At 64.5% G+C, this 15444-nt stretch carries 12 protein-coding genes; 7 read left to right on the forward strand and 5 right to left on the reverse strand.

What is annotated here, in order from left to right; all coding sequences use genetic code 11:
* Positions 1 to 18: 18 nt before the first annotated feature.
* Positions 19 to 1470: an FAD-binding oxidoreductase gene (locus ACKTEK_RS10390; RefSeq protein WP_409165219.1), complete on the reverse strand. Its 1452-nt coding sequence runs from the start codon at positions 1468 to 1470 to the stop codon at positions 19 to 21.
* A gap of 157 nt (positions 1471 to 1627) precedes the next feature.
* Between ACKTEK_RS10390 and ACKTEK_RS10395 the strand changes: the two genes are divergently transcribed.
* Complete coding sequence (locus ACKTEK_RS10395; protein ID WP_409165220.1) at positions 1628 to 2149, forward strand: thioesterase family protein; 522 nt, start codon at positions 1628 to 1630, stop codon at positions 2147 to 2149.
* Between the two features lie 18 nt (positions 2150 to 2167).
* A complete protein-coding gene (locus ACKTEK_RS10400; RefSeq protein ID WP_409165221.1) occupies positions 2168 to 3823 on the forward strand; it encodes a chloride channel protein in 1656 nt (551 codons plus the stop codon).
* 9 nt (positions 3824 to 3832) lie between these two features.
* On the opposite strand, the gene ACKTEK_RS10405 is transcribed toward ACKTEK_RS10400, so the two are convergent.
* A complete protein-coding gene (locus ACKTEK_RS10405; RefSeq protein WP_409165222.1) occupies positions 3833 to 4936 on the reverse strand; it encodes a glycosyltransferase in 1104 nt (367 codons plus the stop codon).
* Between the two features lie 380 nt (positions 4937 to 5316).
* Here ACKTEK_RS10405 and ACKTEK_RS10410 point away from each other — a divergent pair, with 380 nt between their 5' ends.
* The 4 genes from ACKTEK_RS10410 to ACKTEK_RS10425 all read left to right on the forward strand — a co-directional run bounded on the left by ACKTEK_RS10410 (position 5317) and on the right by ACKTEK_RS10425 (position 10467).
* Positions 5317 to 5901 (forward strand): hypothetical protein, encoded by a 585-nt coding sequence (locus ACKTEK_RS10410; RefSeq protein WP_409165223.1) that lies wholly within the window; start codon positions 5317 to 5319, stop codon positions 5899 to 5901.
* Positions 5902 to 6122: 221 nt separating this feature from the next.
* A complete protein-coding gene (locus ACKTEK_RS10415; protein WP_409165224.1) occupies positions 6123 to 8456 on the forward strand; it encodes a UvrD-helicase domain-containing protein in 2334 nt (777 codons plus the stop codon).
* 10 nt (positions 8457 to 8466) lie between these two features.
* Entirely contained in the window at positions 8467 to 9570 is a 1104-nt protein-coding gene (locus tag ACKTEK_RS10420) for an FAD-dependent oxidoreductase (RefSeq protein WP_409165225.1), read from the forward strand.
* A 27-nt stretch (positions 9571 to 9597) separates the two neighbouring features.
* Positions 9598 to 10467, forward strand: a complete 870-nt coding sequence (locus ACKTEK_RS10425) for a 50S ribosomal protein L11 methyltransferase (protein WP_409165226.1) — start codon at positions 9598 to 9600, stop codon at positions 10465 to 10467.
* A 91-nt stretch (positions 10468 to 10558) separates the two neighbouring features.
* On the opposite strand, the gene ACKTEK_RS10430 is transcribed toward ACKTEK_RS10425, so the two are convergent.
* A complete protein-coding gene (locus ACKTEK_RS10430) occupies positions 10559 to 10789 on the reverse strand; it encodes a hypothetical protein (protein ID WP_409165227.1) in 231 nt (76 codons plus the stop codon).
* A 267-nt stretch (positions 10790 to 11056) separates the two neighbouring features.
* On the opposite strand from ACKTEK_RS10430, the gene ACKTEK_RS10435 reads away from it, so the two are divergent.
* Positions 11057 to 12877 (forward strand): aminopeptidase P family protein, encoded by a 1821-nt coding sequence (locus ACKTEK_RS10435; protein WP_409165228.1) that lies wholly within the window; start codon positions 11057 to 11059, stop codon positions 12875 to 12877.
* A gap of 20 nt (positions 12878 to 12897) precedes the next feature.
* Here ACKTEK_RS10435 and ACKTEK_RS10440 read toward each other — a convergent pair whose 3' ends face one another.
* Positions 12898 to 13254 carry a cupin domain-containing protein gene (locus ACKTEK_RS10440; protein WP_409165229.1) on the reverse strand — a complete coding sequence of 119 codons (357 nt, stop codon included), beginning with the start codon at positions 13252 to 13254 and terminating at the stop codon, positions 12898 to 12900.
* Positions 13255 to 13302: 48 nt separating this feature from the next.
* Entirely contained in the window at positions 13303 to 15444 is a 2142-nt protein-coding gene (ligA, locus tag ACKTEK_RS10445) for an NAD-dependent DNA ligase LigA (protein ID WP_409165230.1), read from the reverse strand.

Below are 15444 nucleotides of genomic sequence, written 5' to 3' on the forward strand. Positions count from 1 at the left end.
GTCCTTCCCGCTTCGGGGCTACTTGGTTGTGCGTCCGTCCGGCACGGTTCCCGGGATCTTGCCGAAGGGAAACAGCTTGCCCGGGTTGAACATGTTGGATGGATCGAGCGCCAGCTTGATGGCGGCCATGGCCTCGACCGCCGGATCGCCAAGCTCCCGAACCAGGTATTTCGTCTTGCCCTGCCCAACGCCATGTTCCCCGGTGCAGGTGCCGTCCATGTCCAGCGCGCGCTCGGCAAGCCGCTGCAGGAACCGTTCGGCGCGCGCGACTTCATTCGCGCTGTCCATGTCGACCAGCGGCAGGACGTGGAAATTGCCGTCTCCCACGTGGCCGACGATGGGGGCGATGAAGCCGCTCTCCTCGATGTCGGCGATGGTTTCGGCAAGACATTCGGCCAGCCGCGAGACAGGCACGCAGACGTCCGTCGCGATTCCCTTCGCGCCGGGGCGCATCTGGAGCGCAGCCCAGTACGCATCGTGGCGGGCCTGCCAGAGCGCGTTGCGCTTTTCCGGCTCGCTCTCCCACTTGAACTCGCCCGCTCCGAAGGAGTCCGCGATCTCGCCGAACTGGCGAACCTGGTCCTCAACGTGCGCCTGCGATCCGTGGAACTCGACGAACAATGTCGGCGCTTCCTCGAGGTTCAGCTTGGAATAGGCGTTGCAGGCGATGACCTGCGCGGTATCCAGTAACTCGATGCGGGCAATCGGAATGCCGCACTGGATCGTCGCGATGGTCGCGTTGCAGGCATCCTCGATGGACGAAAAGCAGCACACGCCGCCGGCAATCGTCTCCGGGATACCGTGCAGCTTGAGCGTCAGTTCGGTGATGATGCCGAGCGTGCCTTCCGAACCGATCATCAGCCGGGTCAGGTCGTAACCGGCAGACGTCTTGCGCGCGCGCCGCGCGGTCGTCATCACGCGTCCATCCGCCATCACCGCGCGCAGACTCAGCACGTTGTCCTTCATCGTGCCGTAGCGCACCGCGTTGGTGCCGGACGCGCGCGTCGCAGCCATGCCGCCGATGCTGGCATCCGCGCCCGGATCGATGGGAAAGAACAGGCCGGTGTCGCGCAGGTGGGTGTTCAGCGCCTTGCGCGTCACGCCGGGCTGGACAGTGCAATCGAGGTCTTCGGGCGAAACCGAGACAACCGCATTCATCGCCGAGGTGTCGACGGAGACGCCACCCATCGGTGCGTTGACCTGGCCTTCCAGCGAGGTGCCCGCGCCAAATGGAATGATCGGCAATCCGTGGGCGGCGCAGATCTTCACCACGTCGACGACCTCGTCCTCGCCCTGCGCGAAGACGACAGCGTCCGGCGGCTGGTTGGGATGCCACGTGGTGGTGTGGGCGTGCTGCTCGCGCACGGCATCGGCCTGCGAGACGCGGTTGTGAAACCGCTCCTGCAGCTGCTTCAGGCCGGCTTCACGTGCCGATGTGTCACTGCCGGTCTGGCCGTTGGGCGTTGCCATTCTTGAACTCACCTCGAATACGCCGGATGATCGCCGAATTACCCGTAACGCTATCAGATCGGCGCTGGTGGGTCCAAGCAGTCAAACCAAGGAATCGGGCGATTTTACAGACCTTTGCGCACTGCGCGCGCGTTTCGCCCGGAGGAAGAAATCATACATGTCCCAGACCACGGTCGATTCCATGACGGACCCCGCCAAATACCCCGCCCCGTTCCGCTGCTGCGTGCAGGCGGTCGAGCCACAATGGATCGACTATAACGGCCACCTCAACATGGCCTTCTACAACGTGCTGTTCGACCGCGCCTTCGACGAGGTGCTGCTCGCTGTCGGCCTCGGGCCGGAATACCTGTCGGCCTCCAACCACTCGACCTTCACCGCCGAGGCGCACGTCACCTACATCCAGGAAATCGGGTCCGGCGACGAGGTGACCGTCACGCTCCAGTTGCTGGATTTCGACGAGAAGCGGATGCACACCTTCCAGGAAATGTACCTCGCCGACGGCACACTGGTTGCGACGTCAGAACAGATGTCGCTGCATGTGGACATGTCGGCCAAGAAGGTCGCGGCATACCCGCCGGAGATCACGGATCGCCTCACCGCCATGCGCCGCGCGCACGGCGAACTGCCCAACAAGCCGCAGGTCGGCCACGTCATCGGCATCCGCCGCAAGCCCCGCTAAGGACGCCGCGCAGCCATCATGGCCAACCCGTTCAGACCATTGCTCGACCTGCTGGCGGAAGCCTGGCGGCGGGTCGTCGTGTGGGCATCGCCGAACGTGCGCGAATTCCTGCGCTCGAAGATGCCCGCTGTCTGGACGCTGGCCATCATCGTCGGCATCGGCGTCTCGGTTGCTGCCATCGGCTTCCGCCTGCTGATCGGCGTCCTGCAATGGCCATGGCTCGGCGACATGACGGAGTTCGTCGCCTCTGCCGCGCGCAACGTGCCGTGGTACTATGTCCTGCTCGCGCCGGCGGTGGGCGGGTTGATCGTCGGCGTGCTGATCGAGAAGCTCATGCCCGGCAAGCGCGCCGAGGGCGTCGCCGACGTGATCGAGGCGCGCGCCTTTGCCACCCGTCGGCTGGGCCTGCGCTCCGGCGTGACGACCGCACTCATATCGGCGATATCCATCGGCTCAGGCGCAAGTGCTGGCCGTGAAGGCCCGGTCGTGCATCTGGGCGGCGTCATCGCCACGACGCTGACGCGCGGCTTCCAGCTCCCCGAAGGCTCCAGCCGCATGTTGCTGGCAGCCGGTGTCTCCGCCGCCGTCTCGGCATCGTTCAATGCGCCCATCGCCGGCGTCCTGTTCGCCCACGAGGTGATCCTCGGCCACTACGCCATGTCGGCACTGGTGCCCATCGTCATTTCCTCGGTGCTGGCGACCGTCGTGACGCGGGTATGGTTTGGCGACTATCCGGCCTTCTTCGTCCCGGAATACCAGATCACCTCCTACTGGGAGGTCCCGGCCTTCGTGCTGCTCGGCCTCACCTGCGCGGTCGTCGCCATCGTTTTCCAGTTCGCGCTGATCGGGACCGACTACCTAGCCCGCAACGTGAAGATACGGCTCATGTTTCGCCCGATGATCGGCGGGTTGTTGGTCGGCGCAATCGGGCTGATCTTTCCCGAGATTCTCGGCGTCGGCTACGAGACGACCGACCTTGCCATGCGCCAGATGCTGCCGCTGGAACTGATGCTGACGCTGCTCGTCGCCAAGACGGCGGCAACCGCCATCACGCTCGCCAGTCGATTCGGCGGCGGCATCTTCTCGCCCTCGCTATATCTCGGCGCGATGACAGGCGGCGCGTTCGGGCTGATGGCCGCGTCCGTCTTCCCCGACATGGCTTCGAGCGCGGGGCTCTACTCCATTCTCGGGATGGGTGCGGTGGCGGCCTCTGTCCTCGGTGCGCCGGTTTCCACCATTGTCATCGTGTTCGAGCTGACCGGCGGCTACGCCATGACGCTGGCGCTGCTGTTGACTGTCTCAATCTCCATCGGGCTGACGCAGGCCGTGCATGGCCGCAGCTACTTCCACTGGCAGCTGGAAAGCCGTGGCCTGTTCCTCGGCCAGGGCGCGCACAAGCGCATCGGGCGGCAGTTCCGCGTTCGCGACGTCATGCGCCATCTTGGCGAAGGCGAGGAGCAGGACCCGGTCGACGTGGAAGAGCTGGAAGCCTGGCTGACGCCGGAAGACACGCTGGAATCAGCGTTGCGCCGGTTCGACGAGGCCGGCAAGACGCGCGTCACGGTCGTCGATGAAAGCGAGATGACCCGTGTCGTCGGCTTCATCTACCAGGTCGATGTGCTGCGTCGCTTTACCGAAGAACTGATAGAGGCGGACAAGGAAGAACACCGCTAGGCGCGCGCCTCAGCCGACCGTGATGCCGACTCCGCCCAGCATGTGATCAACGCGCGCCTTCGCCGAATGATGGGCGCGGAAATGCGCGCGCGCGGCCAGCCCCATGTCGGTAAGCTTGTCGCGCTGGATGAGCGCTTCCCGGATCGCCGCCGTCAACCCACCGCGTTCCGGATCGTAGATGACACCCGTCTCGCCGTGGCGGAACGGCGCGTATTGCTCCACCGGGGCCCGGTTGATGAGCGGCACCGACCCCACGCCTGCCACCTCGTAATGGCGGAAGCAGTCGTGACCGAACCCGTGCGGTGACCACACCAGCCGCGCCTGCGCGCACTGCTTGTAGAAGTCCTCCAGCGGCAGCCGCCCGCTCGGCGATACGATGTCGAGGCCCTGCTCTCTCAGCGCTTCCAGTTCCTTCTGTCCGGTGTCGCGGATGGAGGAATTGTTGGCGCCCATGCCCGCGAAGAATACGTCCGTGGTCTTTTCCATCGGTTCGGGCAGAAGCTTCTCGTTCCACGGACGAAGCCCGAGCGAGATCGGGTGCATCTTGTCGATCAAGCGCCGGTAGCGTTCCTTCTTGCGAAACCGCGCCGTGGGCATGTCGTTGTGGATGGACCGCATGAATATCTGCCAGCGATCGAGCGGTATCTCACGCTTGTAGACGATGTCGGCCCGCTCCCACATCGGCAGCAGCGGCCGCGTGATGAAGGTTGAGTCCGACGGATCGTGCAGGACAAACGGAACATCGGCTGACCACCGCAGCACCCTGTCACCGAAAACGCGGGCCAGCGGCACGCCCCGCTTGACCACGCGACGGTTGGCAACGAGCCGGGCCAGCGCGCCGAACCCCTCGCTGGCGCGCTCCGTTCCGCGTGACAGGAATATGCCGTCGATATTTGGGTCGCGAACCAGCGATATGATCTTCGGCAACCGCGCGGTCGTGAAGCTGAAGGTGCCGTCATCCTCTTCATCGAGCGGATCGGGATCCGTCGAGATGAACGTGGTCTGATCGGGATAGACGACCTTCACCAGAGGCTCACGACCCATTTCTATCAATCTCATCCAGACGTCCTCGTATCCGGTGCGGGCGCGCGCCTTTTCGCGACCTGTCTGCACGCGACGCGTCCAACCGTCAACGCGATGCCGGGGCGGGCGGCACAGCACGTCGCTGAGCCGAGGATCACAACAGGTGCGAGGAGAAGAGAAACAATTGTGCAGCGCAGTAGACAAAACTATAAGCATCAACACATAACGTCGCCGGAGCACCTCGCCTGCACAGCAATTCCACTTTGTTTATTTTATTTGTAGTTGTCGCCGATACCTTCATTTAAGCAAGACTCTCCAGTATTCGGAACGATACGCGCCTGAAGCATTTGTCCTTTCGCAAAACCAATCAAACCAACGCGAAAGGAAAGACGATGAGACTTCAGAACAAGACAATTCGCACAGCTCTGAACAAGACTCGCCTGGTTGCTCCCGCCGTTGGGTTGGCTCTTATGGCGAGCGTCAGTTTCAGTGCTCTTGCACAGGACGCCGGCGGTATCGGCGGTGGCATTGGTGGCGGCATCGGCGGTGGTGGCGCAGGTGCCGGTGCAGGCATCGGTGGAGGCGGCATTGGCGCCGGTGCAGGTGCCGGCATCGGTGGCGACGGTGCGGATGCAGGCATCGGTGCCAGTGTCGGCGGCGTCGATGGGTCCGCTTCCGCCAGTATCGGCAGCGGCAGTGCGGACGCGGATGCTAGCGTCAGCACGGGCGGCACGCAGGGTACGGCCTCCATCAGCGTCGGCCGCACCAGCACGGATGCGGATGTCAGCGTCGGAACGCTCGGCACGCAGGGTGACGCGTCCGTTTCGGTCGGCGGCGACACGACAGCGAGTGCCAGTGCCGGCCTCTCCACGGGCGATACCGGCCAGATCGGTTCGCTTGCCGGCATGAGCCGCGGCGAACTCAGCGCCGCCTTCGGTGCACTTGGCTCCGGGGAAGTTGCCGAACTGCGCAAGACCTGCCGCGACGTGCTTGCAGCACCCGCCGGATATTCGGCAAATACGCTCAAGGTCTGCAAGGTCATCGCTTCGCTCTGACCCGGTGATCCGGCCATCGGATGACTGAAACGGTGAAACAAGACGGGGCGGCAGCACACACACTGCCGCCCTCTTTTCTCGTCATGTTGGGTGCTCGGAATTGGTGGATCGACGACGCACAACAGGTCGCGCCGCTGGAAACTGGCGATCCGCCTCGCATATGTCCATATTGCAGCACGAAACGCGAACACGAATCAGGACGATTGGACCTCCGCCACCGTATGTCAGCGCGCAACGCACCGCTTGAACCACCCGCCCCCCCACAGGGCGGCATCGCCGCGCGCGCACGCGCCGCAGCTGCCCCGCCCTATCTCGACGGGCTGAACCCGGAGCAGCGCGAGGCGGTGGAAACGACGGACGGTCCGGTCCTCGTTCTGGCCGGTGCAGGCACCGGCAAGACGCGGGTGCTGACGACGCGTATCGCCCACATTCTGGCGACCGGGCGCGCACGTCCCGGCCAGATCCTCGCGGTGACTTTCACCAACAAGGCCGCGCGCGAGATGAAGCATCGCATCGGCTCGCTGATCGGCCAGTCGGTGGAGGGCATGGCCTGGCTTGGCACGTTCCACGCCATCGGCGTGAAGATCCTGCGCACCCATGCCGAACTCGCCGGCCTCAAGCGCAACTTCACGATCCTCGACACCGACGACCAGATCCGCCTGCTGAAGCAGATCATCCAGGCCGAGAACATCGACGACAAGCGCTGGCCCGCCCGGCAACTCGCCTCGCATATTGATGGCTGGAAGAACCGCGGCATGACGCCGGACAAGGTGCCGCAGGGCGAGGCCTTCGCCTTTGCCAACGGGCGTGGCGCGGAACTCTACCAGATGTACCAGGACCGGCTGCGCGTGCTGAACGCGGTCGATTTCGGCGACCTTCTGCTGGAGACCCTCGATATCCTGCACAAGCACCCGGACGTGCTGGCCGAGTACCAGCGCCGCTTTCGCTACGTGCTGGTCGACGAGTACCAGGACACCAACGTCGTCCAGTATCTCTGGCTTAAGCTGCTCGCCCGGCGCGAGGACGGCAACCCCGGCAACATTGCCTGCGTGGGCGACGACGACCAGTCGATCTACGGCTGGCGCGGGGCCGACGTCGACAACATCCTGCGCTTCGAGAAGGATTTTCCGGGTGCCAAGGTCGTGCGGCTGGAGCGCAACTACCGCTCCAAGGCGCATATCCTGACCGCCGCGTCGCATCTGATCGCCCACAACGAGGGCCGCCTCGGCAAGACCCTGCACACCGACGACGACGATGGCGAGAAGGTCATGGTCGCCTGCGCGTGGGACAGCGAGGAAGAGGCCCGTCTCATCGGCGAGGAGATCGAGCGTCTCCAGCGCGGTGGAGAAAGCCTGAACGAGATCGCCATTCTCGTGCGCGCGTCGTTCCAGATGCGCGAGTTCGAAGACCGCTTCGTGACGCTCGGCCTCCCCTATCGCGTCATCGGCGGTCCGCGCTTTTATGAGCGCGCCGAAATTCGCGATGCGATGGCCTACTTCCGCGTGCTGGTGCAGCCCGCCGACGATCTCGCCTTCGAGCGCATCGTCAACACGCCGCGCCGCGGTCTTGGCGATGCGACGCTGAAGATCCTGCATGCCTATGCGCGCGCCAACTCGGTACCGCTGATACAGGCCGCCGCGGTCATCATCGAAACGGAAGAGCTGAAGCCCAAGCCGCGCAAGTCGCTGCGCGACGTGCTCGACATGTTCGAACGCTGGCGCAACGAACTGGATTCCACCGCCCATACCGAGCTCGCGCCAATCATCCTCGATGAGTCCGGCTACACGCAGATGTGGCTCGACGACAAGTCGCCGGATGCGCCGGGACGGCTGGAAAACCTGAAGGAACTCGTGCGCTCCATGGAGCCGTATGAATCCATGGCCGGCTTCCTCGAACACGTCTCGCTGGTGATGGATGCCGAAACCGGTGCCGAGCAGGAGGAGAAGGTCTCGCTGATGACGCTTCACTCCGCCAAGGGGCTGGAGTTCGACACCGTCTTCCTTCCCGGCTGGGAAGAAGGCCTGTTCCCGCACCAGCGCGCGCTGGATGAAAGCGGCAAGTCTGGCCTGGAGGAGGAACGCCGCCTCGCCTATGTCGGCATCACGCGGGCCAAGGAGCGCGCACGGCTCTACTTCGCCTCCAATCGCCGCATTCACGGGCTGTGGCAGTCGTCCATCCCCTCGCGCTTCCTCGATGAACTCCCGGCGTCTGCCGTGGAAGTCGCCGAAACCGGTTCGGTCTCCGGCAACTGGGGTTATGGCGCGAGCCGCTTCGACAATCGCGAGAGTTTCTCCAGCCCCTATGACACGCCGGGCTGGCAGCGCGCCCAGAGCCGCAAGGCATCGGGCTATCGCACGTCCCAGCCGCGGATGATCGAGGGCGAGATCATCGCCCGGTCGTCCGGCGGCGCCTCGGCCTTCGAGAAGGGCGAGCGCGTGTTCCACCAGAAGTTCGGCTACGGCAAGATCATGTCCATCGACGGGAACAAGATGACCGTCGATTTCGAGAAGGCCGGCTCCAAGCGCGTCATCGATTCCTTCCTCGAGAAGCAATAGGGAACACCCCGTGAGCGAGGCCCCGCACATCCTGATCGTCGGCGCTGGCCCGGTCGGGCTGGCAGCGGCCGTGGAACTTCACCGCCGGGGTTTCAGCTTCCGCATCATCGACCGCTCGGCTGGCCCGCGCACACAGTCGCGCGCGCTCGCGGTCCAGCCAACGACGCTGACGATGATGGAGCCCTCCGGCCTGACCGAACGCTTCCTTGAAGCGGGCAACAAGATCCGCCGCATGAAGATCTACGCGGAGGATTCGCAGCTCACCTCGCTGGAACTCTCCAATCTCGGCCACAGGTACAGCTTCCTGCTGTCGCTGCCGCAATCGCAAACCGAGCATCTCTTCATCGACTGGCTGGCCGAGCGCGGCATTGCCGTCGAGTGGAACTGCTCGCTGACCAGCCTCAACATCGCCAACGGCACCGCACAGGTCGAATTGCTCCATGAAGGGCGCACCCACAACGAGAGTTTCGGCCTCGTGCTGGGAGCAGACGGGTCACGCTCCGCCGTGCGGGAAGCCGCCGGCATCGGATTCGCGGGCGACAGGATGGAGGAGGAATTCTCGCTCATCGACGTGCGCCCGCCCGGCGGAGTTGATCCGCACGAGGCAATCGCCCGCATAACCGAGCATGGCATTCTCGGCGCCATCCCCCTCGACGAGAAGACCATCCGCTATGTTGCCGACGGCCCGGATATCGAGGCGCGACTGCCGGAAGATGCGCGCGGCGGCGACACCATCTGGCAGTCGACTTTCCACATTTCCTACCACGTGGCCGAAACCTTCGCGAAGCCGCCGGTGTATCTTGCAGGCGATGCCGCCCACATCCATTCCCCGGTTGGCGGACGCGGCATGAATCTCGGCATCGAGGATGCCTGCTGGTTCGCGTGGCTGCTGGAACAGGACCGGCTGGACGAGTATTCCGCCACCCGGAAAGAAGCCGCAGAGGGCGTCGTCGGCCTGACGCGTGGGCTGACCGACACCATAACCTCGCGCAATCCGTTCGTCCGGTTCGCGTTCAAGTCGCTTCTGCGCGTTGCCTTCTCGCTCGCGCCGGTCCAGAAGATGGCGCTTCGCCGCCTGACAGGTGCGGGAACCGCGCCTGCGCCCTGGCTCTGACCTGACGCTCACCGAAGAAGACGACCGATGTACCTGCTCCGCATGCCCGCGACCGGCGCCGCCGACGCTGATTCAATCGTCGACTTGCTGCTGGCCCTGCCCGACCCGGACACGAGCGCAGCCGCCGCGCTGGAAATCGAGAATGCGTGGCGCGTCGATGCCTATTACACCGAGGAACCCGGCGAAGACGACATCGCGCGCATCCTCAACCTCATCGACACGCCGGAGGGCTTCGAGCGCACCACGGAGATCATCGCGCTGGCCGACCAGGACTGGGTCCTTTCCAGCCTCGAGGCCCTGCCGCCGGTTGCAGCAGGCCGCTTCATTGTCCATGGGCGCCACGACCGCGACCGCGTGAAGCCGAACCAGATCGGGATCGAGATCGAGGCGGGCCTCGCCTTCGGCACCGGCCACCACGGCACCACCAAGGGCTGCCTGCTGGCGATTAGCGAGGTTTTGAAGCGCGGCACTCCGGCTAATGCGCTCGATGTGGGCACCGGCACGGGCATTCTTGCCATTGCGATTGCTCGCGCCGCGCACGCACCGGTGCTCGCGACCGATATCGACCGCGACGCCGTTACCGTCTCGCTGGAAAACGTCCGCGCCAATGCCGCCGCATCCTATGTCGACGTGGTTCAGGCCGACGGCGTGAAGATGGACAACGTTGTCTCGCGCGGCCCCTACGACCTGATCGTCGCCAACATCCTCGCGAATCCGCTGGTCGCCATGGCCACCGGCATCGCCAACCTCTCGGTCCCCGGAACCCGGCTCATCCTGTCCGGCCTGCTGACATGGCAGGGGCGGCAGGTCATCGCCGCCTATCGCAACCGGGGTTTCGTGCTCGTGCGCCGCTACGCGCTCGACGGATGGCTGACGCTGGAAATGGAAAAGCACTGAAGCTTCGGTTTCTGCGCGCACAAAGAAAAAGCCCGGAGGAAACTCCGGGCTTTCTCATGTTCGATTGTTTCAGGCGTGGCTGAAAGCGGGCTTAGCCCTGCTCGTGCCAGCGGCCGCTGTTGATGTACGCCTCACGAACATGCTCCGGCGCATTCATCAGTCGGGCATAGAACGGGTCCATGCGCTCGATCTGGCGACGGGCTTCCTGCGTGCGGGCATCGACAACACGGTCGAAGAAGCGGGCCAGCAGCGGGCGCTTCGTGGTGCCGGTGGCGCGGTCGGCGGTCGGTGTGGCAACGGTGTCAAAGGTGGTTGTAGCCATGATTCTCTCCATTCACTGGCTGGGAATTTGCTGCTTTGCACACACAGCGAATTCATCAAATCGTTCGTGAACATGAAGATAATGCTGGTATACCAATCCAAGTACCCTTGAGAACGCATGGCTTCTGCGAAGTTTTTGCATGTGCGAAAAGAAACGTACTGCACTGCACAAATTCGGTGCATCAAACCGCCTCTGTTGCCTGTTCCTGCATAAGGCGGCATCAATTCGCAGGCCCCGCCCAAATCTGCGTATACGGAGCGCGTTTCCATGTTTCAGAGTTTCGAGGTCGTCACCGATCCGGCGAACGGAAAACCGCGCCTTGAAGCGCTTCGCGCGGAGTTGAAGCGGCGCGATCTGGACGGATTCCTGATTCCCCGCGCCGACGTGCACCAGGGTGAGTATGTGGCTGCCCGCGACGATCGCCTCGCGTGGCTGACCGGCTTCACCGGCTCTGCTGGCTTTGCAGCAACGCTTGGCGACAAGGCCGCGATCTTCGTCGACGGACGCTACACCATCCAGGCTCGCGAGCAGGTCGACGTGGGCGCCTTCGACCACCTGTCTTATCCCGATCCGGGCCTGTCCGGCTGGCTGGAGGAAAACCTCCAAAGCGGACAGAAGCTCGGCTTCGACCCGTGGCTGCACACGCTGCGCGAGAAGCGGCAGCTTGAGAAGCTCTGCAAGCGGGCCGGCGCGATGCTCGTCGCGGTCGACACCAACCCGCTCGACGCCGTCTGGGACGACCAGCCCGATGGCCCCAGCGAGCCGGTCGAGCTGCACCCGGCCGAACTCGCCGGAAAGCCCAGCTCGGAAAAGCTGATGGAAATCGCCGGCAAGCTGGTGAAGGCCGGCGCCGATGCCTGCATCCTGACCGAGCCGGAAGCAGTCGCCTGGACCTTCAACATTCGCGGCCATGACCTGCCGCACCTGCCGGTGGCGCTGTCCTTCGCCATCGTCCATTCCGATGCGCGCGCGGAAATCTTCATCGATGCGGCAAAGCTCGGCGACGATGTGCGCGAGACGCTCGCTGGTTCCGCCGACCTGTTCCCGGTCGATGCCTTCGAGAACCATCTCACGGCACTGGGGAAAGACGGCAAGGCTGTCCTCATCAACCCGTCGCGCGCGGCGAGCGCCATCGCCATGGCGATCACCGAAGCCGGCGGCACGCTGGTGGAGGAAGGCGACCCGGTCGAGAAGCTGCGCGCAGTGAAGAACGAGGCCGAGCAGCAAGGCTCCCGCGCCGCGCACAAGCGCGATGGGCTTGCCATGATCCGCTTCCTCGCCTGGCTCGACCGCGAGGCGCTGTCCGGCGGCCACGACGAGATTTCCGCTGCCCGAAAGCTGGAGGAACTTCGCACCGAGACAGGTGAACTGCGCGACATCTCCTTCGACACGATCTCGGCCTTCGGCCCGCATGCCGCCCTGCCCCATTACCGGGTCAACTCGGCTTCGAATCTCGAGTTTGAGGCGAACGCCATCTACCTTGTGGATTCCGGCGCGCAATACCGCGACGGAACGACCGACATCACCCGCACCATCGTCTTTGGCATGGCCGATGCCGACATGCGCCGCACCTACACGCTGGTGCTGAAGGGCCACATCGCCATCGACACGGTGAAATTTCCGAAAGGCACCTCCGGCGCGCAGCTCGATACGCTCGCCCGCTACCATCTCTGGCAGGAGGGCCTCGATTTCGACCACGGCACCGGCCACGGCATCGGCAGCTATCTCTCGGTGCACGAAGGCCCGCAGCGCATCTCCAAGCTTGGCTCGGTTGCGCTGGAACCCGGCATGATCCTGTCCAACGAACCGGGCTACTACCGCGAAGGCGCGTTCGGCATCCGGCTGGAAAACCTCATCCTCGTGCGCGAGGCGGACGAAGTGCCCGGCGCGGAGCGCACCCTCTACGATTTCGAGACGCTGACCTTCACGCCGTTCGACCGCAGGCTGATCGATACCGCCCTGTTGAGCGAGGACGAAATCGGCTGGATCGATGAGTATCACGCCACGACGCGGGAGATGTTTGCAGGCGATCTGGACGACGCCGACCGGCAATGGCTGGAAGCCGCAACCGCGCCGCTGGAACGATAGCGCGACAGCGGTTTCGCACGTCAGATTCGCGGCTTCGGTGCCGGCACCCGGTCAGCATCGCCGGAATTCGGCTCGCCCTTCGGTTCGATCAGCAGAACCTTGACCTCATCCTTCGCGCGCGGACGGTGCACCACGCCCTTGGGCACCACGAACATCTCGCCGGCCCGGACCGTGCGTGGTTCTTCACCCTCGATATCCATCTCCATCTCTCCCTCCAGAACCAGGAAGAAGTCGTCCGTGGCGTCGTGCTTGTGGAAGGGAAATTCGCCCTTGAACTTGACGACCATGACATCGTTGTCGTTGTAGTCCGCGACAACGTGCGGGTCCCAGTGACTGGAAAACTGCTCGAGCTTTTCGCCAATGTTGATCGTCTTCATGTCCGGCCATCCTTCTTCAATTCGCGGGTGATGCCTCGCTGGCAGCAATCACTGCCCTGCGCGTTCCAGCCACGCCTGTTCGTCGATCACCTCGATGCCGAGTTCGCTCGCCTTCTTGAGCTTCGACCCGGCACCCGGACCGGCGACCACCAGCGTGGTCTTCTTCGACACAGAGCCCGCCGTCTTCGCACCGAGCGATTCCGCAAGCTTCTCGGCATCCGGCCGCGTCATCACTTCCAGCGCGCCGGTGAAGACGATGATCTGGCCGGCCAGCGGCAACTCAGCCCCATCCGCGCCGGGACGTTCCATCTCCTGCGGGGTCACTTCCGCAAGCAGCGCATCGACCGCATCGCGGTTGTGGCCTTCGGCGAAGAACTCGGCGATGGCGCGCGCCACGATTGGCCCGATGCCATCGATATCCGTCAGCGCGGAGAGGTCGTCCGCGTCCCCGCCGATGCCTTGAGCTGCCTCACGGAAGGCGGCGAAGGTTCCGAAGTGCCGGGCGATAAGGCGCGCCGTCGTCTCGCCCACGTGGCGGATGCCGAGACCGTAGATGAATCGGTCGAGCGCGATGTCGCGGCGCACCTCGATGCTGGCCAGCAGGTTGGCGACGGACTTCTCGCCGAAGCCCTCGCGCGTCTTCAGCGCGCCTTCGTGGTCCTTGAGGCGGAAGATGTCTGCCGGCTGGGCGATCAGTCCGTCGGCGTGAAACGCCTCGATCTGCTTGTCGCCTAGCCCCTCTATGTCGAAGGCCATGCGCGAGGCGAAATGCTTCAGCCGCTCCACGGCCTGCGCGGCGCAGACAAGGCCGCCAGTACAGCGAGTGACGGAGCCGAGCCGCCCGGTCTTTTCGTCCGGTTCGCGCACGGCGTGGCTGCCGCAGACTGGGCACTTGTCGGGAAACTGGTAGGGCTTTGAGTCCTTCGGTCGCTGGTCAAGCAACACGTCCACCACTTGAGGGATGACGTCGCCCGCCCGCTGTATGATGACCGTGTCGCCTTCGCGAATGTCGCGCCCCTCGCGGATCGGTTCGCCGTCATTGCCGATGCCGGCAATGTAGTCGGCATTGTGCAGCGTCGCGTTGGAGACGACGACACCGCCGACCGTGACGGGCCGCAGGCGGGCAACCGGCGTCAGCGCGCCGGTGCGCCCCACCTGGATCTCGATGCCGTCGAGGATGGTGGTTGCCTGCTCAGCCGGGAACTTGTGGGCGATGGCCCAGCGCGGGCTGCGCGACACGAAGCCGAGCTGCTCCTGCAGCGCGAGGCTGTCGACCTTGTAGACGACGCCGTCGATATCGTAGCCGAGGCTCGCGCGCTGCTTCTCCACCTCCGCGTGGAAGGCGATGATCTCCTCAACCCCGTTGAGGCAGCGGGACAAAGGGTTGGTCGAGAAGCCGAATTTCTCCAGCTTCTCGATCATGCCGGACTGCGTGTCGGCCGGCATCTCGGACACCTCGCCCCAGCTATAGGCGAAGAACTTCAGCGGGCGGCGCGCGGTGATGCGCGGGTCGAGCTGGCGCAATGATCCGGCGGCCGCGTTGCGCGGATTGGCAAAGACCGGCTTGCCGTCTTCCGCCTGCCGCTCGTTCAGCGCGGTGAAGTCCGCGCGGCTCATGTAGACCTCGCCGCGCACCTCGAAGATATCGGGAACCTTGCCGGTCAGCTTTTCCGGCAGGTCATCGATGGTGTTCAGGTTGCGGGTAACATCCTCGCCCTCGTAGCCGTCGCCGCGCGTTGCGCCTTGCACGAAGACGCCCTTCTCGTAGCGCAGCGAGGCGGACAGCCCGTCGATCTTCGGTTCGCCGAAGATCGCGAGGTCCGCATCATCCTCCAGTTTCGCGAAGCGCCGCACGCGGGCCAGGAAGTCGGCGACGTCCTCCTCGTCGAAGGCGTTGTCGAGCGACAGCATCGGCACCGCGTGCCGAACCTTCTCGAATTTCTCCGAAGGCGCGGCGCCCACCCGGTCGGACGGGCTGTCGGGGCGCTTGAGGGTCGGAAAGCGCGCCTCGATATCGGTGTTGCGCTTGCGCAGCCGGTCATACTCGGCGTCGGTGACGGTCGGCGCGTCCTTTTCATAGTAGCGCTTGTCGTGCCCGGCGATTTCGGTTGCCAGCCGCTCCAGCTCGATGGCTGCCTCGGCCTCGTCCAGCTTGCGGACGGGCTTGGTCGCAATGTCCTCGGCTGTCAC

The sequence above is a fragment of the Tepidamorphus sp. 3E244 genome (genome assembly GCF_046159835.1).
GTDB lineage: Bacteria > Pseudomonadota > Alphaproteobacteria > Rhizobiales > Tepidamorphaceae > JACKJK01.

Coding starts and splice junctions, on each gene's coding strand:
- ACKTEK_RS10390 (WP_409165219.1), bottom strand. CDS start 1,470: ATGGCAACGCCCAACGGCCAGACCGGCAGTGACACATCGGCACGTGAA.
- ACKTEK_RS10395 (WP_409165220.1), top strand. CDS start 1,628: ATGTCCCAGACCACGGTCGATTCCATGACGGACCCCGCCAAATACCCC.
- ACKTEK_RS10400 (WP_409165221.1), top strand. CDS start 2,168: ATGGCCAACCCGTTCAGACCATTGCTCGACCTGCTGGCGGAAGCCTGG.
- ACKTEK_RS10410 (WP_409165223.1), top strand. CDS start 5,317: ATGGCGAGCGTCAGTTTCAGTGCTCTTGCACAGGACGCCGGCGGTATC.
- ACKTEK_RS10415 (WP_409165224.1), top strand. CDS start 6,123: ATGTCAGCGCGCAACGCACCGCTTGAACCACCCGCCCCCCCACAGGGC.
- ACKTEK_RS10425 (WP_409165226.1), top strand. CDS start 9,598: ATGTACCTGCTCCGCATGCCCGCGACCGGCGCCGCCGACGCTGATTCA.
- ACKTEK_RS10430 (WP_409165227.1), bottom strand. CDS start 10,789: ATGGCTACAACCACCTTTGACACCGTTGCCACACCGACCGCCGACCGC.
- ACKTEK_RS10435 (WP_409165228.1), top strand. CDS start 11,057: ATGTTTCAGAGTTTCGAGGTCGTCACCGATCCGGCGAACGGAAAACCG.
- ACKTEK_RS10440 (WP_409165229.1), bottom strand. CDS start 13,254: ATGAAGACGATCAACATTGGCGAAAAGCTCGAGCAGTTTTCCAGTCAC.